The organism is Bacteroidia bacterium (assembly GCA_039924845.1).
In the GTDB taxonomy this organism is placed as follows: domain Bacteria; phylum Bacteroidota; class Bacteroidia; order DATLTG01; family DATLTG01; genus DATLTG01.
This window is the reverse complement of sequence record JBDTAC010000088.1, coordinates 51,997-73,029: the sequence shown is the minus strand read 5'-3', so window position 1 is coordinate 73,029 and position 21,033 is coordinate 51,997. Positions and strand designations below refer to the sequence as shown.

17 protein-coding genes are annotated in these 21,033 nt (G+C 35.8%); 8 read left to right on the top strand and 9 right to left on the bottom strand.

Features of this window, described 5'->3' with window-relative positions; all coding sequences use genetic code 11:
- Positions 1–120 precede the first annotated feature (120 nt).
- The 4 genes from ABIZ51_10755 to ABIZ51_10740 form a co-directional block, all read right to left on the bottom strand.
- The gene (locus tag ABIZ51_10755; GenBank protein ID MEO7089261.1) at positions 121–1,104 is read right to left on the bottom strand and encodes a pyruvate dehydrogenase complex E1 component subunit beta; all 984 of its coding nucleotides are present in this window, start codon (positions 1,102–1,104) and stop codon (positions 121–123) included.
- A gap of 73 nt (positions 1,105–1,177) precedes the next feature.
- Positions 1,178–2,773, bottom strand: coding sequence for a hypothetical protein (locus tag ABIZ51_10750; GenBank protein MEO7089260.1), 1,596 nt, complete (start codon positions 2,771–2,773; stop codon positions 1,178–1,180).
- 31 nt (positions 2,774–2,804) lie between these two features.
- On the bottom strand, positions 2,805–3,518 hold the full coding sequence (locus ABIZ51_10745) for a glycosyltransferase family 2 protein (protein ID MEO7089259.1): 714 nt from the start codon (positions 3,516–3,518) through the stop codon (positions 2,805–2,807).
- A gap of 326 nt (positions 3,519–3,844) precedes the next feature.
- Positions 3,845–5,566 carry an amino acid permease gene (locus ABIZ51_10740; GenBank protein ID MEO7089258.1) on the bottom strand — a complete coding sequence of 574 codons (1,722 nt, stop codon included), beginning with the start codon at positions 5,564–5,566 and terminating at the stop codon, positions 3,845–3,847.
- Between the two features lie 293 nt (positions 5,567–5,859).
- Between ABIZ51_10740 and ABIZ51_10735 the strand changes: the two genes are divergently transcribed.
- On the top strand, positions 5,860–6,456 hold the full coding sequence (locus tag ABIZ51_10735; GenBank protein ID MEO7089257.1) for a sigma-70 family RNA polymerase sigma factor: 597 nt from the start codon (positions 5,860–5,862) through the stop codon (positions 6,454–6,456).
- A 109-nt stretch (positions 6,457–6,565) separates the two neighbouring features.
- On the opposite strand, the gene ABIZ51_10730 is transcribed toward ABIZ51_10735, so the two are convergent.
- Positions 6,566–8,881, bottom strand: coding sequence for a mechanosensitive ion channel domain-containing protein (locus ABIZ51_10730; GenBank protein ID MEO7089256.1), 2,316 nt, complete (start codon positions 8,879–8,881; stop codon positions 6,566–6,568).
- 228 nt (positions 8,882–9,109) lie between these two features.
- Here ABIZ51_10730 and ABIZ51_10725 point away from each other — a divergent pair, with 228 nt between their 5' ends.
- The 7 genes from ABIZ51_10725 to ABIZ51_10695 all read left to right on the top strand — a co-directional run bounded on the left by ABIZ51_10725 (position 9,110) and on the right by ABIZ51_10695 (position 16,498).
- Positions 9,110–9,523 carry a hypothetical protein gene (locus ABIZ51_10725; GenBank protein MEO7089255.1) on the top strand — a complete coding sequence of 138 codons (414 nt, stop codon included), beginning with the start codon at positions 9,110–9,112 and terminating at the stop codon, positions 9,521–9,523.
- Between the two features lie 138 nt (positions 9,524–9,661).
- Positions 9,662–10,897, top strand: coding sequence for a glutamyl-tRNA reductase (hemA, locus tag ABIZ51_10720; protein MEO7089254.1), 1,236 nt, complete (start codon positions 9,662–9,664; stop codon positions 10,895–10,897).
- 39 nt (positions 10,898–10,936) lie between these two features.
- On the top strand, positions 10,937–12,508 hold the full coding sequence (gene hemC, locus ABIZ51_10715) for a hydroxymethylbilane synthase (GenBank protein ID MEO7089253.1): 1,572 nt from the start codon (positions 10,937–10,939) through the stop codon (positions 12,506–12,508).
- Positions 12,509–12,584: 76 nt separating this feature from the next.
- The gene (gene hemB, locus ABIZ51_10710; GenBank protein MEO7089252.1) at positions 12,585–13,556 is read left to right on the top strand and encodes a porphobilinogen synthase; all 972 of its coding nucleotides are present in this window, start codon (positions 12,585–12,587) and stop codon (positions 13,554–13,556) included.
- A gap of 681 nt (positions 13,557–14,237) precedes the next feature.
- Positions 14,238–15,338 (top strand): DNA-processing protein DprA, encoded by a 1,101-nt coding sequence (dprA, locus tag ABIZ51_10705; GenBank protein MEO7089251.1) that lies wholly within the window; start codon positions 14,238–14,240, stop codon positions 15,336–15,338.
- A gap of 94 nt (positions 15,339–15,432) precedes the next feature.
- Positions 15,433–15,978, top strand: a complete 546-nt coding sequence (locus ABIZ51_10700) for a DUF5606 domain-containing protein (protein MEO7089250.1) — start codon at positions 15,433–15,435, stop codon at positions 15,976–15,978.
- Positions 15,979–15,988: 10 nt separating this feature from the next.
- Positions 15,989–16,498 (top strand): DinB family protein, encoded by a 510-nt coding sequence (locus ABIZ51_10695; GenBank protein MEO7089249.1) that lies wholly within the window; start codon positions 15,989–15,991, stop codon positions 16,496–16,498.
- Between the two features lie 64 nt (positions 16,499–16,562).
- Here the strand turns inward: ABIZ51_10695 and ABIZ51_10690 are convergent, their stop codons facing one another.
- The 4 genes from ABIZ51_10690 to ABIZ51_10675 are packed head-to-tail and all read right to left on the bottom strand — an operon-like array spanning position 16,563 to position 21,024.
- Positions 16,563–17,732: a sigma-54 dependent transcriptional regulator gene (locus ABIZ51_10690; protein ID MEO7089248.1), complete on the bottom strand. Its 1,170-nt coding sequence runs from the start codon at positions 17,730–17,732 to the stop codon at positions 16,563–16,565.
- A gap of 15 nt (positions 17,733–17,747) precedes the next feature.
- Positions 17,748–18,680 carry an exopolyphosphatase gene (locus tag ABIZ51_10685; protein ID MEO7089247.1) on the bottom strand — a complete coding sequence of 311 codons (933 nt, stop codon included), beginning with the start codon at positions 18,678–18,680 and terminating at the stop codon, positions 17,748–17,750.
- 45 nt (positions 18,681–18,725) lie between these two features.
- Positions 18,726–20,066, bottom strand: coding sequence for an ABC transporter permease (locus ABIZ51_10680; protein ID MEO7089246.1), 1,341 nt, complete (start codon positions 20,064–20,066; stop codon positions 18,726–18,728).
- A gap of 10 nt (positions 20,067–20,076) precedes the next feature.
- Positions 20,077–21,024 carry an ATP-binding cassette domain-containing protein gene (locus tag ABIZ51_10675; protein ID MEO7089245.1) on the bottom strand — a complete coding sequence of 316 codons (948 nt, stop codon included), beginning with the start codon at positions 21,022–21,024 and terminating at the stop codon, positions 20,077–20,079.
- Positions 21,025–21,033 lie beyond the last annotated feature (9 nt).

The following is a 21,033-nucleotide window of genomic DNA, read 5'->3' as shown; positions in this document are numbered from 1 at the left end:
CGCACAACCAGAATATCAAAAAACTGATTGTGCTTTGAGAGAATAGAAAATAAAAAAAGGGGTTCAAAAAATTAATTTTTTGAACCCCTTTTTTGTGCTCGGTTTTTCTCTCTCAAAAAATTATTTTTTCACGTACAAAACTTCCTTCACCGCTTTTACAACACGCGCTACGTTAGGCAATGCAGCCTCGATGAGCGTAGGCGCATACGGCAAGGGAACATCCGCAGAAGTAATTCTTAAAACAGGCGCATCTAAATAATCAAACGCTTCTTTTTGCACTTTAAAAGCAATTTCTGTAGCGATGGAACTCAATGGCCACGCCTCTTCTACCACTACTAAACGATTTGTTTTTTTCACAGATTGAATAATGCAATTGTAATCAATCGGGCGAATGCTGCGCAAATCAATGACTTCCGCAGAAATACCTTCTTTTTCTAATTCAGCGGCAGCAGCCAAAGCCACTTTCATAATTTTTCCGAAAGACACAATTGTTACATCTTTCCCTGCTTTTTTAATGTCTGCAACACCAATAGGAATAATGTATTCGCCTTCTGGCACTTCGCCTTTATCGCCATACATTTGTTCGGATTCCATAAAAATAACAGGATCATTATCGCGAATCGCAGACTTTAAAAGTCCTTTTGCATCGTACGGAATAGAAGGCACAACTACTTTCAATCCCGGACAATTGGCATACCAACTATCAAACGATTGCGAATGCTGAGAACTCAACATTCCCGCCGAACCGGTAGGTCCTCGAAAAACAATCGGCATCGTTAATTGTCCGCCCGACATAGACATCATTTTAGCAGCAGAATTAATCACTTGATCTATCGCCACTAAGGAAAAATTAAAGGTCATAAATTCGATAATCGGACGCAACCCATTCATCGCGGCACCCACGCCAATACCAGCAAAACCAAGCTCTGCAATGGGTGTGTCAATTACGCGTTTCGCGCCAAATTCTTCCAACATTCCTTGGCTCACTTTGTACGCGCCGTTGTATTCGGCCACTTCTTCGCCCATTAAAAAAACACGTTCATCTTTACGCATTTCTTCGTTCATCGCTTCGCGGAGCGCTTCTCTGAATTGGATTGTTCTCATTGTGTTTATTTAGATTTGAAAAACAAAAGTAGGAAATTAATTTTCCAAACGTCTTTTTTTATCTCTGCATTTTTTATTTTATTAATAGAATCTTATCCTTTATAATATCCATTTTTTTTAAGTTTAACCAATACTGTAAAGAAATAGAATCGTGATCGTTCCAAAAGGGTGTAAACTCACCAGGACTTGTTGCAGTATATCCATTAACTGTCGGAATTTGTAAATCTTGTGAAGCCATCATTCCATCCAATTGCACGAAGGGAGAACTCTGTTTTTCATCGCTCGGAATGAATGCAAAAGCATTGTATTGTTTATAGTTTTTTGCTCGCAATTTATTTTCGATGTTGAGTACGCGAAGTTGTGATTCTTTCTTGTTATATGCAGGCATTGCTTGTGTAGAATACTGATCGATGACAGAAGCGATAGCGATAAATACAAAAAAAACATTTTTGTATTTTATAGATTTTTCAACCCAACAAAGTAGATAAACAACAATCAAAGCAAATAGAAAAAGTAGCACATTTATTATTCTACCTATTGCGCGCATTGATGAAAATCCGGGAATAGTATAAATCATTTTATATAAACTAAAACCGTTTATTTGTATAGTGAGTATTATAATAACGGCAGTTGCTAAAAACATTCCGATTGCTTCTTTGCTAAACTTGTTTTTTCTGTTTTTATAGGCAATAATTGGAAACAGTAATAAACTAATAAGGGCGATGCCTCCCGGAAATAAATAATGATCCCAATGAATAGACACATGAATAAGCATAGATGTTAAAAAACTCCAGCAAATAGCACCTTTCCAAGCAAACAAATACGATTTTATATAAGGAATAGAACGAACGACTCCAGCATAACTTGGTATTTCAGAGATTTGCGTGCGTTGATAATAAGGATACAAAAGCGGCAGCAATAAAAGAACTGCGAACAAAGTAATTCCGATTAATTGCATTATTTTTTTATTCCCTAAATTTTGAAAAAACGTTTGGAAATTATACGTATAAAACAATAAAAAAATAGCAGAAATAAATACACAAAATGAAAGTAAAAATCCTAAGTAAATTCCGGCATAAAATTGAAAAACAATACCTAAAACTACACCTGCAAAATGGCTTATTTTTTTGTTCTTGAAAAAGAAAATCAGCCACATAAAAACTACTGGAATTATGAATCTCGGAAAAACTTGAGAATGATTCATTTGAGCGGCAATAGGTAATGAAAAGGCAAAAAGATAAGCACCAACAGAAGCGATGGAAAGATTTCCGGATAATTTGTGCAAAGCATAAGCTGCAATAATAAAATTAAGCGTAAAGAGTGCAAGCATCCAACCTTGATAAGCTGATTCTCGTGTACAACCAAAAAATCTAAAAACAGCATAAATAGGAAGTGTACCCAATAAATTATCAGAGTAAGTAATTACATTTTTTTCGGGATACATAAAGGATCCATTCCAATATTGATGAATTTTTCCGGTAAAAAATAAATAGCCGTGTTCTAAGAAATAATTGTTTAGTCGCCCATCTGCCAGATCTCCGGGAATATTTTGAAAATGAGTTCCCATTAATTTAAGAGGCAATTGGTAAATGCCAACCAATAGCAATGCGTAGAACAAAAATATTCCGAGTTTTGAAGAAGAAAAAAATACACGCTTTTTTAGTTTCATTATTTTGGAAAATCGGAAAGGCAAAATGAGGTTACAAATTGTATTTCAAAATACACCAGAGGGCTTTCAATCCATCTTTCCAGCCAATTTTTTTTCCTTCTTCGTATGTTCTCCCATAATAAGAAATACCAACTTCATAAAAGCGAATGTCTTTAATTTTTGCCACTTTAGCGGTTACTTCCGGCTCAAAACCAAATCTTTTCTCTTTCAAAATTATTTTTTTTATCAGCTCCGTTTTGAATAATTTATAACAGGTTTCCATATCTGTTAAATTCAAATTGGAAAAAATGTTAGACAAAAAAGTTAAAAATTTATTTCCGATAGTATGCCAAAAAAACAAGACACGATGTGGGTTTCCTCCCATAAAGCGAGATCCATAAACCACATCAGCATAACCGTCCATAATTGGTTTTAGCAATACATTGTATTCGTTCGGATCGTATTCTAAATCAGCATCTTGAATGATTAAGCAATCGCCAGTTACCAATTCAATTCCTTTGTGGAGCGCAGCTCCTTTGCCTGTGTTTACAGCTTGGTGATGCGTTTTTATATTTTGTTGAGGATGTTCTTTTTTATAATTTTCGATGAGCGTCGCCGTAGAATCGGTCGAACAATCGTTCACGATAATAATTTCTTTTTCGATGTGATTTATTAATTCTACGGAGTTTATTTTTTCGAGAATCAACAAAATCGTATTCTCCTCGTTATAGGCGGGCATTACGATAGAGAGCAATTTTACATTCATATTTTAAAGCCTCAAAAAATTATTTTTTCAGGACGAAGTTAATTGTATTTTTTTTCATCTGCTTTTAGGCGTTCGAAAAATTATTTTTTCAAATCCGTTTTTCTTGAAAAGGGCAAACAAACAGTGTTTGTTTGAGCCAGCGAGTGTGTCGGAAAACAAAAATTCAAGGCTTGGCTTTCTCATTTCATTTTAGCTTCCTGAAAGCTATTCGTTGGGCGATTTCCTCACACGTTCGGAACTCCCAATCTCATCACGCTTTCATTTTGTCAAAATTTTATTCGAAATCTGATGCCGTTCGTTTTTAATTCTCCATTGTCAATTTTCAATTATTTCCCCTCTTCAAATTTCATCAGTTTACTGTTTTTTATTCCGTAGGTAAAATAAATCACCAAACCGATGATAAGCCAGATTACAAAGCGTTCCCAGTTCATTATGCCGAGTTCGGTCATTAAATAAAAACAAGAAAGTAATCCCAAAACAGGAATCAACGAATAATTTCTCAAGTACGTGAAAACGGTGATGAGAACAATGAGAATAGCAAAAATAAAATATGGAATTTTTTCTGCGAAAGCACTGAAAAAACTTGTTCCGGCAGCGGGATGAATGCTAAAAAAGTTTTTGAAAAAATCAGGTAAAAAATATTCCACGCACCCAAGCGACACAATTAAAAGTGTTGGAACAATATATTTTCCATTGACGTAAGGCAGATGAAATTTTCCTTCTTCCTTTTCGGTATGTGGCAAAACCAAAATTCCTCCGCACACCAAAATAAAAGCGAACAATGTTCCGATACTTGTTAAATCGGTTACAAAATCTGAATCGAGAAAAAGTGCCGAGATGCCCACCACAAAGCCTGTTACGATAGTTGCAAACGAAGGCGTTTTAAATTTCGGATGGATTTTAGAAAACTTTTTCGGAAGCAAACCATCTCTGCTCATACTCATCCAAATACGTGGTTGCCCTAATTGAAAAACGAGCAAAACACTTGTGGTTGCTACCACTGCGCTTATCGCGATAAATCCGCCCAACCAATTTAATCCGCGTTGATTGAATGCTTGCGCGAGAAAATCACCTACATTTAATTGTGTGTATTTCACCATTCCGGTAAGTACCAAGGCAATCAATACATACAAAACGGTGCAAATAATAAGCGCATAAAACATTCCTCGCGGTAAATCGCGCTGCGGATTTTTACATTCTTCGGCAGTTGTTGAAATCGCATCAAAACCAATGTAGGCAAAGAATACAGCCGAAACGCCTTTCATTACTCCGCCAAAACCATTCGGTGCAAAAGGAACCCAATTTTGTGGATTGATGTAAAAAAATCCGATGCAAATAATTAGTACAATAATGATGAGTTTAAACGCCACCATCAAATTGCTGGAAGTACGCGATTCCTTCATTCCGATATACACCAAATACGTGATAAAGGCGGTAATCAGCAATGCCGGAATATTTAAAATAATTGGAAAAGAGCCAATGTGTGGAGCGCTTATCCATAAATCGTGCAAGCTTTTTACATCGCTCGGAACAGTTGCGTGTTGAGAAATTAATTCTGTAAATTTTTCGTAACCGCCTTTGGCAGTGAAAAGGCTGGTTGCTAAATAATTCGGAATATGAATACCGATATTGTGTAAAAAACTTTTCAAATTATCCGACCAAGAAATAGCAACCGTTACATTGCCGATGGCATATTCCATGATTAAATCCCAGCCGATAATCCACGCAATTAATTCTCCGAAAGCCGCATAAGAATAAGTATAAGCACTTCCAGAAACGGGAATCCGCGAAGCAAATTCAGCATAACACAAAGCTGAAAACCCGCAAGCAACGGCAGTAATTAAAAATAAAAATATTACCGCCGGACCACCGTCAAAACAGGCTTTCCCGACCGTACTAAAAATTCCCGCTCCAATAATGGCGGCAATTCCCAAAGCCGTTAAATCGCGAACAGTAAGCACTTTGTTGAGTGCTTGGTATTTATCGTCTTCTTCAACTTGTTTTAAAATATGTTCAACAGATTTTTTTCGGAAAATAGAGCTGCGCATAAATTTTTATTCGGATGGAAATAATGAGTGTAAAAAAATATTTTCTAAGCGAATCAAAAATACAGTTATTCGTTTAGAAAACAATAAGTCGTAAAAACCAAAAAAACTTCTTCAAAAAAGATTTTTTTAACAATTTTTTGGGTTTTTAAAAAATATGTTTTACATTTGATAAATAATCACCCAAACAAACCGATGTTTTTTCACCGGAACATCCCTAAAACCAAGGAGGAATAACATAAGTCAACTGCTACTTTTTTAAATAGTTTTTATTCACTTTAAAAAAGGAGGTCTATATGACTAAGCAGTTGAGCGATCAGCAACTCGTTGATCAGTATGTTAACGGTAACGAAGAAGCCATTGCCGAATTAATTTCTCGCCACAAAAGAAGAATTTTCAGCTACATTATGATGGTTGTAAAAGACAAACAATTGGCAGAAGATGTTTTTCAGGATACTTTTTTTAAGGTGGTTCACACCCTTCGAATGCAGAAATACACAGAAGAAGGCAAATTTGCAGCTTGGGTTTTGCGCATCGCTCACAATTTAATTATGGATCATTTCAGAAAAGAAAAAAGAATACCGACCATTTCAAATGTGTCGAATAACGATGGCGAAGAGTTCGACATTTTTAGTATTCTGAAAATCGAACAGAAAAATGCAGAGGAAGAAATTCTGGGGAAACAAGTGCGAAAAGACATTCGAAAATTAATTGAAGAATTACCTCACGAACAACGTCAAGTATTGATGCTGCGTCATTATTACGACATGACTTTTAAGGAAATTTCAGATTTCACCAACGTGAGTGTGAATACGTCTTTGGGACGGATGCGTTATGCTTTAATCAATCTTCGAAAACTCATCGAACAAAAAGAAATAGTGCTTAGTTTTTAGTTGTTTTTAAATTGTAATGGAAAAATATCCGGTTGTATTTCCCAGCAATCGGATATTTTTTTTAATACAAAAACAGGCTTCAAAAAAATAATTTTTCAAGTCCTTTTTTTCAGCTTGTATAAGGAAGTCTAATTCCCTTTTCCGTGAGTGTACGATACACTTCCAGCATTATATCGCTTCGAAGCGAATTGGCTTTCGATAAATCAGACACCCAAAAAGAAATTTTTAGTTGAATAGCGGTATCCGCAAATGCCTGGACGGAAACGGAAGGTGTTGTACCAGCTAAAATGCCCTTGTCTTTTTCAATGGTTTCACAAATTATTTTTTTCACCAAGGTCATATCGGATTGGTAGGAAATATTAATATTAAAAAATACATTTTTATGAGAATTCTCTTTTGTCCAATTGGTGAGATGTTGCGAAAGTAAATCGCCATTTGGCACAATAACGTGCGATCCATCGCTGCTTTTTATTTTAGAAGACCGCACACCAATTTCGTCCACTACTCCTGCTTTATCTCCTATTTCTATTTGATCTCCCACTTGAATAGGGCGCTCAAAAGCAAGAATAATTCCAGATACCAAATTATTGGTGATGTTTTGCAAACCGAAACCAATACCTACGCCTAAAGCGCCAATCATAATGGATATTCTATCCATCGGAATACCTGCAGCTGCCACCGCTACTACAAATCCGACCGACCAAATTGCCAAGCGAATCAATAATAACATGGAACCAATACGTGTTTTCTTTTTCGGATTTTTGGAGTTTTCCTGTCCGAAAAGAAAATTAATAATCCCAGAAATAATAGAGGATACCCAAATAATGAGAACGAAAACAGCTACGCTTTCGTAGGTAAACGTCATGTTACCAATAATTCTTTTCGTCTCAAAAAAAGCAATGAAGAGCTCTTTTGAATAATCATACAAGGTGATATTTACTAATAATGCGATAAACCAAACGACAGAAGCAATCATCCACAACACTCGGCGTAAACGGTGTTGCAATTCGTTGTAATTAATTAAATCTGAAAACTTACTTGCTTTATAGGCTTCGGATTGCAAATAAATAGCTTCTAAAACCATCGTAGAAAAAACTTTGAGCGTAATCCCCAATACCAAACTTTGCACTGCCGCGATGCCTACTATTTTTGCCAACGTAACCCTTCCTGTAAAATTAAAAACGAGAGATAAAATTCCGAGTGTCATTGAAAAAATAGACAATGCTTTTGTGCCAGGCGACTCTTGCACTTTTACGAAATTCGTTTGCTTTTTGAAGATTATTCGGAGGCAAATAAAAATCAATAATACACCTGCTGCAACCAATGCCCAGCGTTCTTCAAACGCTTGTTCCAATAGTAAATCATCCATTGCATAATACACCCAAATGAGGCAAAGTGCTATCCACATCGGTTTGGAAGAGCGTGATAAATAGGGAAACAGTAAAAAGGAAAGTGCGAGCAATCGGAGTAATTCGCAAACGTGTAAAAAAGACATTTGCGGATTGGCAAAAAAGAAAGGTAAATAGGTAAAAAATGCCATAATACAGCCTATCAATACAGATCTCCTCAAAAAATAAATCGGTTCGAGCACCTCTGTTGCGTTCGGCAATTTTTTAACTCGTCGCATATTCGAAAAACACCACGTACTGATACAAATAAATAAGAATAAAGCCATTGTCATCAAATCCCATTTATCACGTAGAAATATGGAAATAATTTTTCCACTCCGAGTGAATGCATTTTCAATAATCTCTGTAAAAGATTGGTCGTATTCAGATGGATTATCTTGCAACAAAGGATTGTCCTCTTGCTCCCACATCGCTTTTTTGGCGGTAGTAGTGAGGTAAGTCATTTCCGACATAATATCTTCGGTTTGCAATGCCGCAACCGAATTCTTATTGCGTACAATAGAAATTTTCCCCAACATGTCTTTTTGAGCAGAATCTAAAACCGCAGCTTCTTTCAGCACAGTTTGTGTCTGATTATTCAGGATAGAATCCGTGATATTTGAATTGAGAATTGCATCGGTACTTATCCTTTTCAAAGAATCATTACTTTCGGATAATTCCATATAATAATCCGATAAAGTGGTTTCATAATCCTTCAGTTGACTGGCCATTTCTTTCAAAATAATCATCCCGCTGTTAAGGCTCCGCAAATTCATTCGATCTCCTTTTTTTGCCAACCGTTTTGTAAAAGCATTCAATCTTCGCTCGATCTCTGGCAAGGCGCTTAACATCGGTTCCATTTGTATTTTTCGCTGAACTAAATTATTGTCGGTCTTAATCGTAAGCGAATACATTTCTATCCTTTTTACAATACGAGAAACCAGCGTATCTTTTATAGAGACCGTGGGTTCTACCTTCTTTTTAGGAGGATGTGCGGTAAATTTTTCAGCAAAAACATGCGAAAAAGGAAGTAACAAAAGAAGGAGTAAAAAAAGGAAGTTCGACTGCTTTTTTAAAAATATCATGTTTCAATTTTGAGAATTAGTTACGTACAAATTACGTGTTTAAAAGTAAGATTGTTTCTTCTACATTTTAAAATGTCTCGAAAAAATATTTTTTTGGCACGACAATTGGAAGTATTCTTTTCAAAAAATAATTAACCTACTTTTGTAAAACATAAAACAAAAGTCTAAAAACCAAAAAACATGAAAACGATAAAATCAACAGTAATGACCGTTCTGATTGCTTCTCTGGCAATTGTAAGCGCAAACGCGATGAGCGTAAAAACAATCCGTCAAGAAAAAATTCAACAAGATGGGAAAGTAATTCCTGCTACCACCACTCAGAAACGTGCAAAAACGGCAAGTAAAGCTCATATCAGCACTACTCCAACAACACAATCCAGCTCTAAAAATAGTGGTACAGCAACAAAACCGTCTGCCAAATCAACTCCAAGCACATCAAGCAAAACAACTGGTAGTACAGCTACTTCTACTGGTTCAACCATGAGCGCAAACGGAAAATCAGTTGGAACAGATGCAAAAGGTCGCGCTTTGTTTCAAGGTCCAAAAGGTGGAAAATATTACATGAGCAACGGAAAAAAAGTATATGTAAAATAAATTTTTCTATTGATTTATTTGTGAAGAGCGGGTTTTTAAAAACCTGCTCTTCTTTTTTACGTATGTTTTGCTGACAATTCCATGACAATTAGAACAGATCTCTTTGCCACCTTTGCCATCCATTGAAAATAGCGATACGTGAATTCTTTTAAAATCATTGCTTTTACTTACAAAACGCTTCAAATTTCCGAAGTGGGAAAATTCCATTTGGAAGAATCGTTGTTGGAAAATCGCTTGCAATATCTCAAAAAGCAATCGAAGGTAGAGGAGTTAATGTATCTTTCCACTTGCAATCGCGTCGAATTTTTATTGTCTACTTCTCAAACTATTTCCCAAAAATTTTTACAACACTTTTTCGCTCATTTCAATCCTTCTTGGTCGACAGAAGAAATTAATTTTGCTTGCACATCTTCCCTTGTTTTTGAAGGCGAAGAAGCCTTGAATCATTTGTTCAACGTAGCTTCTTCGATTGATTCATTGGTAGTTGGCGAACGCGAAATTATCACGCAAGTGCGTAACGCATTTGAGAAATCCAAACAATTCGGTTTAACTGGAGATTTAATTCGTTTGGCGATTCAAAAAACAATTGAAACAGCAAAACGGATTTATACAGAAACAAACATTGCGCGCCATCCTGTTTCCGTGGTTTCCTTGGCGTATCGCAAATTAAAAGAGCTGAATGTGCCTTTAAACGCGCGCTTCCTGATTATCGGAACTGGAATTACCAATACAAATATGGCGAAATACCTGAAAAAACACGGGTTTACGAATTTCGTTTTATTTAATCGCACACTTAAAAATGCAGAAAATTTAGCGTCGGAATTAAATGCAAAAGCATTTGGTTTAGACGAATTGAAAAATTATTTTTCAGGATTTGATGTTATTGTAACTTGCACAGGTGCTGCCGAAGCGGTGATTACAAAAGATATCTATACTTCGCTTTTGCACGAAGACAAAACAAAAAAAGTGGTAATTGATTTAGCCGTTCCAAACGATTTGGATCCAGAAATTTTAAACAGTTACGATATCAATTTAATTGCCGTTAATAATTTGCAATCCATTGCGGAACACAATTTAAAAGAACGTCAAAGCGAATTAAATTTTTGTACAAAAATTACAGCAGAAAGTACGCAGGAATTTTATCAAATTTTACAAACACGAAAAGTAGAATTGGCGATGAGTGATGTGCCTGAAAAAATAAAGCAAATTCGCGAAATGGCTATTAATAAAGTGTTTGCGAAGGATTTGGAACAGTTGGATGATAACTCAAAAGAGCTGCTCGAAAAAATAATTTTCTACATGGAAAAAAAATACATCAGCGTTCCGATGAAAATGGCGCGAGAAATAATCATCGAAAACGGAGTGAAAAAATAATTTTTTGAGCTCCTCAAAAATCAAAAAAATAATTCAGTGATGTCAAAAAATAAAATTACAATCGGTTCCAGAGGTAGTGATTTGGCGCTTTGGCAAGCAAATTTTATTTTTGGAGAGTTAAAAAAAATCGGACAATCTGCTGAAATAAAAATCATCAAAACACAAGGCGATAAAATTCAAGATTTAAGTTTTGATAAATTGGAAGGCAAAGGTTTTTTCACAAAAGAAATTGAAGATGCATTACTTTCTGGAGAAATAGATTTAGCCGTTCATTCGCATAAAGATTTACCGACAGAATCTCCTGAAGGATTAATAATTGCAGCAGTTTCTGAGCGTGAAGATCCTTCTGAACTTATTTTGATTCGGAAAGAATGTGTGGATGAAAAACAAAAATTTTCTTTCAAAAAAAATGCAATTGTCGGCACTTCTTCCGCACGCAGAAAATCACAATTATTGGCTTTTCGTTCGGATGTAAAAATTACCGATTTACGAGGAAATATTCCAACGCGTATTCAAAAATTACGGGATAAAAAATACGATGCCATTATGCTAGCAGCAGCTGGAGTAGAGCGTTTGCAATTAGACATCAGCGAATTTCACACTGAAAAAATTTCTCCGAAAGAATTTGTGCCGGCACCTGCACAAGGCGTTTTGGCGTTACAAATTCGTGAAAAAGACAAAGCACTTTTTGACTTGCTTCAAAAAATAAATTTTCCGGATGTCGCGGAAACACTTGCTGTGGAACGAAAAGTGTTGAATCTTTTTGATGGTGGTTGTCAACTTCCCTTGGGTGTTTATTGCGAAAAAGAGGAGGATGAAAATGGAGAATTTGTTTTCAAAACGTGGATTAGCAGGGCAAATGCGTGGAATGATTTCCCGAAACAAATGTATTTTGAAAGTTTGAAAACGGAAGGTTTAGCAGAAAAAATAGTCGCAAAAATAAATTCCATAAAATCGAATTCTGTTTTTATTACACGTAATTTCCGCACAGCAGATTATTTTCGGAATGCTTTATCAGCACAAGGATTTACAGTAAATGCAAAATCATTAATTGAGTTTAAAAAAATAATTTTTCGAACCACTATTTCTCAAGATTGGATTTTCTTTTCGAGCAAACATGCGGTGAAATATTTTTTCGAACAAAAACCAATGCTTTCTGAAAACACAAAAATTGGCACAATCGGAAAAGCAACAGCGGACGAAATTCGTAAATTCGGTAAACGTGCTGATTTTATTGGCTATTCCACCGACACGCGCTTAACAGGAAAACAATTTGCCGCAGTTGTCGGACGAAAATCTGTGTTGTTTCCGCAAGCAAAAGGAGGCATGAAAAGTATCCAACAAAACATTCCGCAAAGTCAAGTTACGGATTTGTCAGTTTACGAAACCATCGAATTTTCGGAGGTCATTCCATTCGCTGAAACACTTGTTTTTACAAGTCCTTCCAACGTAGAATCATTTTTCAAAAAAAATAAAATTTCGCCTGAACAAAAAATTGTGGCGATGGGCGATGCCACCGCAAATACGTTAAAAAAATTCAAAATAAGAGTGCATAAACAACCTATTACTTTTGACGATTTAGGCTTGGTACAAGCAGTTTTGGGCGTTTAAAATTTGGAGAAAAAGACACTTCAAAAAAATAATTTTTCAAAAGCAAAAAATAAGATTCAAAAAATAATTTTTCGTCATGCAAATTCAACGCCCTCGCAGATTAAGAAAAACAGCCATTATTCGCGACTTAATTGCGGAAACAAAACTTTCTAAAAACATGTTTATTTATCCGTATTTCGTAATTGGCGGAAAAAAGAAAAAGCATGCTATTGAAGCCATGCCGGGTGTTTTTCATTTCTCAATAGATGAATTAATTAAAGATGTGGAACGCGGTTTAAAACTCGGGATCAACAAAATTTTAGTATTTGGCGTTGGCGAAGAAAAAACAAAAGATGCCAGTTCTGCTTACAGCAAAAATGCGATTGTTGTAAATGCAATCCGCGAATTGAAAAAAAAGTTTTCGGATGATTTATTAATCATAACTGATGTCTGCGTTTGCGCTTACACCACGCACGGACATTGCGGAATTATTCACAATGATTATGTGCAAAACGATGCTTCTGTAAGCGTGCTTGCAAAAATGGCTTTGGCACACGCAGAAGCAGGTGCCGATATGGTGGCACCTTCGGATATGATGGACGGACGCGTGTTGGCAATCCGTGAATTATTGGATAAAAAGGGCTTTGAAAATACTTCCATTATGTCGTATTCCACCAAATTTGCTTCTGCTTATTATGGTCCGTTTCGTGAAGCCGCGGATTCTTCTCCACAAAAAGGCGATCGAAAATCGTATCAAATGGATTTCAGAAATGGGCGTGAAGCCTTGAAAGAATCTTTATTAGACGAAAACGAAGGTGCGGATATTTTAATGGTGAAACCGGCTTTGGCTTATTTAGATGTGATTGCGGACATTCGCAGAAACACGTTGCTTCCTTTGGCTTGTTACAATGTTTCGGGAGAATATTCGATGCTAAAAGCTGCTGCCCAAAAAGGTTGGATTGACGAACAAAAAATGGTGATGGAAAATATGTACGCCTTTGCCAGAGCTGGTGCGGATATTATTATTTCCTATCACACGAAAGATATTTTTGAAAAAGGCTGGATTTAATTTAATGCAGAATTTTTATTCGTATCGGCAAAATAAACAGACAAATTAAAAAACATGTGGTATTTATCAATACTAATTAGCCTTTTGTTTTTTTACATCTTTAAGGATTTTCTTAAATTGTGTTCGCCCAAAGCAACGCGAATCCAAATTCTAACTAGCGTAGCGGTTTTTATCATTTACCTTATAAATATATTTTATAATTGGAATTTTTTTAAGGAATATTCAGGCGACAAAACTATTGCATATTTTTGCGCATGTGATATTCTGTATGTCACTGGATATGGACTTTTATGTTTACTGACAGTTTTAATTTGTTCAATATTCTACAAACAAAAATCTCAATAGAAATCCCATTAATATTACGTTCTCAAAAACTGCGCTGATTTTATTTGTAGAACATCTTTTTTGTCCACACAAAATCATTTCTTCCAAAAATAATTTTTCAGTGTTGAAAAAATAAGTAAACACTTGGCATCTACATTATAATCGAACTTCCGTTTAAATAAACAGAGCCAACGATAACCTGAAAAGGTAGGATGTAATTGACATAGAAAATATCCTTTTGCAAAAAAATATTTTTGCTACCACAATAGAACCATGAGAAATAAAGTTAGTTGGGTGGACGATTTATCAGAGAATAGGAAAAAGCATATCAACACTTAAAAAAATCGTCTTTTATGTATGGACGAAGAAACAAAATATCAAATTGCCGTTACCTTTTTACCCAATATTGGCGGCACGCGCGCGAAGAGTTTGATTGCTTATTGTGGTAGTCCGGAAGCAATTTTTAAAGAGAAAAAATCGCTTTTATTGAAAATCCCAGGGATTGGTGAGACTGTTGCCAATTCTATTATTCAGAACGATGCCTTGAAAAAGGCAGACGAAGAAATGGTATTCATTCAGCAAAATGAAATTACTCCTATTTTTTTTCTCGAAGATAATTTTCCGCAACGTTTAAAACATTGTCAGGATAGTCCGATTTTGCTTTATTACAAAGGCAATGCGGAATTAAATACCTCCAAAGTTTTGAGTATTGTAGGTACGCGCAGAGCCACCGAATACGGCAAAAAAATCTGCGAACAAATGGTAGAAACATTAGCGCCTTACGACGTTTTAATTGTAAGCGGCTTGGCACACGGAATTGATGGCTGCGCACACAAAGCAGCACTCGCAAATAATTTGGACACCGTTGGTGTATTTGCGCATGGCTTGGACAGAGTGTATCCAGCGGCGCATAAAAATCTCGCTAAAAAAATATTGAGTAGCGGCGCTTTACTCACGGAATTCCCGAGCGGCACCAACCCCGATAGAGAGCATTTTCCGAGTCGTAACCGCATTGTTGCAGGTATGGCGGATGCTGTATTGGTGGTAGAATCCGCGAAAGGCGGCGGTTCGCTGATTACTGCAGACATTGCAAATACCTATAATCGCGATGTTTTCGCCGTTCCGGGAAGAGTGGGCGATGAATTTTCAGAAGGATGTAATTTTTTGATTCGTAATAACAAAGCGGCTTTGGTACAATCGGCGCAAGATATTTTGTATTTGATGGGTTGGGAAGAAAATCCTGCAAAAAAAATTCCGAAACAAACTGCCATGTTTAAAAATCTTAGTAAAGAAGAAGAACATATTTTCACTATTCTGAAGGAAAAAGGAAGTGTGGGAATTGACGATATTTGCTTTAACACGCAAATGCCGATGAGCAAAGTTTCCGCGCTGTTGCTTCATTTGGAGTTTTCTGGAATGGTAAAATCCTTACCGGGAAAAATGTATGAAATCAATTGAATAAAAAGGCATTCGAAAAAATAATTTTTCAAACGACTAATTTCAACATACTAAATGCTTTTTTTTTACATTTGTACAAACTAAAAAATTAAAAATGGATTTAAGCGGAATAATCTCAATTGGTGGAATGAGCGGACTTTACAAAGTAGTGGCTCAATCAAAAAATGGAATCATAGTTGAATCGTTGGTGGATAAAAAAAGGATTCCTGCATATTCAAATTATAAAATCAGTGGCTTGGAGGAAATTAGTGTTTTTTCTACTGGTGATGATATCCCTTTGAAAGAAGTATTTACTAAAATTGCAGACAAAGAAAAACTCGGTGCAGCCATTGAACACAAAGCTGCTGAAGCAGATCTGAAAAAATATTTTTTGGAAGCACTTCCAAATTATGATCAAGAACGTGTGCATATTTCTGACATTCGCAAAGTGATTCAATGGTATAATATTCTTCAAAAAAGCGGTTGGCTGAAAAAAGAAGAAGAGAAAAAAGAAAGCGATAAAGAAGGCGTGGACGTAAAAGCAGCTTTGGAAGAAAAATCAAAAATCGTTATTCCGAAAGTAAAATCGAAAGAAACAAGTCGTGTAAAAACAAGTTCTTCGAAAGTAAAACCACAAACTGTTCGTAAAAACGGAGCTTAAAAATAAGAAAATGATTCAACTGCAAGCAGGAGATTATCCTCCGTATTTTGAAAAATACGTTCAGCTTATTCCGGAAAAAGATCCGTTAAAAGTGATGGAGAAAAATATTTTTTTGATGGAAGAATTTGTAAAAAAAATTCCTGTTGAAAAAGAAGATTTCCGTTATGCCCCTGACAAATGGACAGTAAAAGAAGTCATCGGACACATTACTGACACCGAGAGAATAATGGCTTATCGAGCACTTCGCATTGCACGAAACGACAAGAAAAATATGGAAGGATTTGATGACAATGCGTTTGTTGCCAATGCCAATTTCAGTTCTCAAAATATCAAAAATTTATTGAGCGAATTTATACTTGTTCGAAAATCAAACATCGCTTTATTTTCATCTTTTACAGATGAAATGCTGCAACGAAAGGGACTTGCAAGTGGAAATGAAGTTACGACACTTGCCATGATGTATTTTATTCCGGCACACGAAATTCATCATTTGAATTTTTTAAAAGAAATGTATTTGTAAAAAACGCTCTTGAAATTTTTTCATAAAAAAGGGTTTTGAAAAATTAATTTTTCAAAGCCCTTTTTTAATTCGCATTTAAAGGTCGCGCGTAAGACGAAATGTCTTTATCCGTAATAGTTTTATCGCACAATATAATTAAGCGTTCCACCACATTTCTGAACTCTCGAATATTTCCTGTCCAATTTATTTTTTGCAATTCTTTGATGGCTTCTTTCGAGAAATTTTTTTGTGGCATCCGATAATCTTCGCAAATTAATTTTAAAAAATGTTCTGCCAACAAAGGAATATCATCCTTTCTATCGTTCAAGGAAGGCACATGAATTAAAATGACGCTGAGGCGATGGTATAAATCTTCACGAAAATTTCCGTTAGCAATTTCTTTTTTCAAATCCTTGTTGGTAGCGGCAATCACGCGCACATTCACTTTTATTTCTTTGTCGCCACCTACACGCGCAATTTTATTTTCTTGCAATGCGCGCAATACTTTTGCTTGTGCAGAAAGACTCATATCGCCAATTTCATCTAAGAAAAGTGTTCCGCCTTCCGCTTGTTCAAATTTTCCTTTTCGTTGATTAATGGCAGAAGTAAAGGCACCTTTTTCGTGTCCGAATAATTCGCTTTCAATCAATTCGCTTGGAATAGCGGCACAATTTACTTCTATTAAAGGTGCAGCAGCGCGAGTGCTTTTTTCGTGCAACCAACGCGCCACCAATTCTTTTCCCGTCCCGTTTCCTCCTGTTATTAATACGCGCGCATCGGTCGGAGCTACACGTTCAATCATTTCCTTTATTTGCGAAATACCTTTCGATTCGCCAATCATATCAAAAGTTTTAGAAATTTTTTTCTTCAATACTTTTGTTTCCGTTACGAGTGTAGATTTGTCCAGCGCATTGCGGATAGTTACTAACAAACGATTGAGATCAAGCGGTTTTTCGATAAAATCAAATGCTCCTTTTTTTACGGCTTCCACTGCAGTTTCAATATTTCCGTGTCCAGAAATCATCACCACTGGAACATCGTTATTAAGAGCTGTTATTTTTTGAAGTACTTCCATGCCATCCATTTTCGGCATTTTAATGTCGCACAAGATAACATCGTATTTTTCTTTCTCAAAAAAGACAAGTCCTTCCGCGCCATCAGCGGCATCGTCTACTTTGTATTTCTCGTATTCTAAAATATCTCGCAATGCTTTGCGAATACTTTTTTCATCGTCAATAATTAAAATTTTTGCCATCGAAAAAATATTTTTTTAAAGTGTTTTTGTATGAAGAATTTCCCATAAAACGCCTTCTTTTAAAGCGTAGGCGGAGAGTCGCATTTTTTTCAAAAAGAAATTTTTCAAAATTAAATTTACAAAAATGCTGGAGATGACGACCATATCCACACGCATTTCAATGAGCCCCGGAGTGCAATGACGCTCTTCTTTTGTAGAACGAATAATTTGTTGATGGATTTTCTCAAACTCATTCAAATCAAAAATATATTCGGTATGTTCGTGCAATAAAATTTTTGGATGAAATTGAAGAACACACATTTCAGCAAAGGTATCGAACACGCCCGAAGAACCTATTAATTCAGCCACAGGGAATTTTTTCAGAGCCATTTCCAAATCAAAAAGTTCCGCTCTTAAATAATTTTCGAGTTCTAAAATTTCTTTTTTAGAAATAGGTTCTGATGGAGAAAATTTTTCGAGCAAGCGTGCAGCACCGAGCAAAAAACTTTTTTTCCAAACTATTTTTTCGTTGTTGGCGATGATAAATTCGGTACTACCTCCGCCAATGTCCATAATCAAAGCGTTGCTATTGCCAATGTTCAAGGCTTTGCGTGTGCCGTAATAAATTAATTCTGCTTCGCGATCGCCAGAAATCATTTCAATATCAATGCCTGCATTTTTTTTTGCTTCTTGAATAAATTCTTTTCCGTTAGAAGCGCTTCGGATGGCAGAAGTAGCGATGGAAATTATTTTTTCAACGCGATGTTCTAAAATTATTTTTTTGTATTCGATTAAAGCAATAATGCCGCGCTGAAAAGGAACGGCTGCGATAAAGCCTTTATTAATGGCACCTTCGCCTAATTTGACAGAAACTTTAGTATTGAATATTCTTTTGTGTCCATCGGGAAAAATTTCCGCGATGAGCAAATTAAACGTATTGGTGCCTAAATCGATGATGGCAATGCGCATGAAAAATTATTTTTTTGACAGATGAAAAAAAGATTACTCAAAAAATTAACCTTTGTAGAAAAGCCATTTCCAGAGTTCTCCGTAGGTAATTTTTTTTCCATACATCAAAATTCCGATGCGGTAAATTCTTCCAGCAAGCCAAGTTGTAAAAATAAATCCGGCAACTAAACATGTCATGGAAAGCCCTACTTGCCACATTGGGACTCCAAAAGGCAAACGAACCATCATAATTATCGGCGAGGTAAACGGAATCATGGAGAGCCAAAAAGAGATGGAACTATTTGGATTTTGCACGACGGTAGACGCCATCACAATGGAAAAAATAAGTGGCAATGTAATCGGCATCATGAATTGCTGTTTGTCTGCTTCGCTATCAATAGCTGCACCAACAGCAGCAAACAAGGCACTGTACAATAAATATCCGCCAAGGAAATAAAATAAAAAGCACAATACAATATCCGTAATATTGATGGAATCGAGTCCGTCCAAAATGCTATTCAATTGATTTGGTAAATGTGTTTTGTTGGCAGCAATGGTTTTCAAATCAGACCCTTTTTTAAATACTTGTTGTTGTTGTTGGGTTTCCGTTTGATAATCTTGATTTATTTTACTGAGAACGGTTGATTGTGCGTAAGAATAAATTCCAAAACTCAAGACTACCCATAGAATAAACTGTGTTAATCCTACCAATGCCACGCCGATAATTTTTCCCATCATCAGTTGAAAAGGTTTTACAGAAGAAATAATTACTTCGATAATGCGACTTGTTTTTTCTTCTACAACGCCCGACATTACTTGAACTCCGTAAAGAAAAATAAAAAAATAAATAAGCATTCCCGCCGCATAACCAATTCCCATAAACAAACCGGTATTTGTTTTAACCGCTTTGCCTGATTCGGATTGTTGTATAGTGAGCAAATCAACAGATGTTTTTGCATTTTCAATTTCGTCTTGATTGATATTATTTTTTCTCAATTTTAAACTGAAAATAGTTTTGTCGATACTGCTTTTAATATAATCTTCCGTTCCTGTACCAGGTTCTTTTTTATAAAATAAACTCACCGGAACGTGCCCGTCTATCACATCTTTCGGGATGTATAAAATGGCTGCGTAATTGGTATTGTAAAAACCTTGGCGTGCTTGTTCGATAGAAACAGGCGGATAGTCAAAATTGATATTGTCATTTCCTTGAATGTTATCGACAAACAAAAAACTGTCATCAATCACTTCTATCTTTTGTTTTTCTTGCTTTTGAGAAGCCAATAAAACCGGCACAATAAAAACACCCGCCGTTAAAATGGGTCCTAACAAAGTCATAATAATAAACGACTTTTTCTTAACTCGTGTGAGGTATTCGCGTTGTATGATAAGAAGTATTTTATTCATCTCAGAAAAATTATTCGGTTAGTCCTGTTGCTTGTGAAACGTCTGCTTTAGCACTTACATTGGCAATAAAAACATCGCTCATGCTGGGGATAATTTCGCGGAAGCCCAGTATCTTAGCACTTGGCAACACGGCTTGCAATAAATCATTCGATGTGCTTTTTCCAATCAATTTTACTTTTGCTTTCGAAATACCTTCTTTTTCTTGTTTGTCGACAAGTTCAAAACCTCCCCACAACGCGTTGGTAAAGCCAATCATATTGCCAGTAAATTCAATTTCAAAAATATTTTGCTTGTAATTTTGGCGGATTTCATTCACTTTTCCATCCAATATTTTTTTTGATTTATTGATGAGTGCAATGTGATCACACAATTCTTCCACCGAACTCATGTTGTGTGTGGAAAGAATAATTGTAGATCCATTTTCGCGCAAACGCAGAATTTCATTTTTTACCAAGTTCGCATTAATAGGATCAAAACCGCTGAAAGGCTCATCGAGTATCAGTAATTTTGGTTCGTGCAAAACAGTAACAATGAATTGTACTTTTTGCTGCATTCCTTTTGAAAGGTCTTCTATTTTTTTATCCCACCATGCTTGAATTTCAAATTTAACGAACCACTCTTTTAATTTTTTGAGTGCATCATTTTTACTCATTCCTTTTAATTGGGCGAGATAAATGGCTTGCTCTCCAACTTTCATTTTTTTATACAATCCTCTTTCTTCTGGTAAATAACCAATGTTTCCGATGTGTTTCTGTGAAAGTTTCTCCCCTTCAAAAAAAAGTTCTCCGCTATCGGGTCCTGTAATTTGATTGATGATACGAATGAGAGAAGTTTTTCCGGCGCCGTTTGGTCCTAATAAACCGAAAATACTTTGTTGAGGAACGTTGATACTTACTTTATCGAGTGCTGTATAATTGTTGTATTTCTTTACGATTTCGGAGGCTTGAAACAAATCCATTTTTTGCGG

Coding starts and splice junctions, on each gene's coding strand:
- dprA (MEO7089251.1), top strand. CDS start 14,238: ATGGACGAAGAAACAAAATATCAAATTGCCGTTACCTTTTTACCCAAT.
- ABIZ51_10745 (MEO7089259.1), bottom strand. CDS start 3,518: ATGAATGTAAAATTGCTCTCTATCGTAATGCCCGCCTATAACGAGGAG.
- ABIZ51_10700 (MEO7089250.1), top strand. CDS start 15,433: ATGGATTTAAGCGGAATAATCTCAATTGGTGGAATGAGCGGACTTTAC.
- ABIZ51_10755 (MEO7089261.1), bottom strand. CDS start 1,104: ATGAGAACAATCCAATTCAGAGAAGCGCTCCGCGAAGCGATGAACGAA.
- ABIZ51_10675 (MEO7089245.1), bottom strand. CDS start 21,024: ATGGATTTGTTTCAAGCCTCCGAAATCGTAAAGAAATACAACAATTAT.
- ABIZ51_10750 (MEO7089260.1), bottom strand. CDS start 2,773: ATGAAACTAAAAAAGCGTGTATTTTTTTCTTCTTCAAAACTCGGAATA.
- ABIZ51_10740 (MEO7089258.1), bottom strand. CDS start 5,566: ATGCGCAGCTCTATTTTCCGAAAAAAATCTGTTGAACATATTTTAAAA.
- ABIZ51_10735 (MEO7089257.1), top strand. CDS start 5,860: ATGACTAAGCAGTTGAGCGATCAGCAACTCGTTGATCAGTATGTTAAC.
- ABIZ51_10690 (MEO7089248.1), bottom strand. CDS start 17,732: ATGGCAAAAATTTTAATTATTGACGATGAAAAAAGTATTCGCAAAGCA.
- ABIZ51_10695 (MEO7089249.1), top strand. CDS start 15,989: ATGATTCAACTGCAAGCAGGAGATTATCCTCCGTATTTTGAAAAATAC.
- ABIZ51_10685 (MEO7089247.1), bottom strand. CDS start 18,680: ATGCGCATTGCCATCATCGATTTAGGCACCAATACGTTTAATTTGCTC.
- ABIZ51_10725 (MEO7089255.1), top strand. CDS start 9,110: ATGAAAACGATAAAATCAACAGTAATGACCGTTCTGATTGCTTCTCTG.
- hemB (MEO7089252.1), top strand. CDS start 12,585: ATGCAAATTCAACGCCCTCGCAGATTAAGAAAAACAGCCATTATTCGC.
- ABIZ51_10680 (MEO7089246.1), bottom strand. CDS start 20,066: ATGAATAAAATACTTCTTATCATACAACGCGAATACCTCACACGAGTT.
- hemC (MEO7089253.1), top strand. CDS start 10,937: ATGTCAAAAAATAAAATTACAATCGGTTCCAGAGGTAGTGATTTGGCG.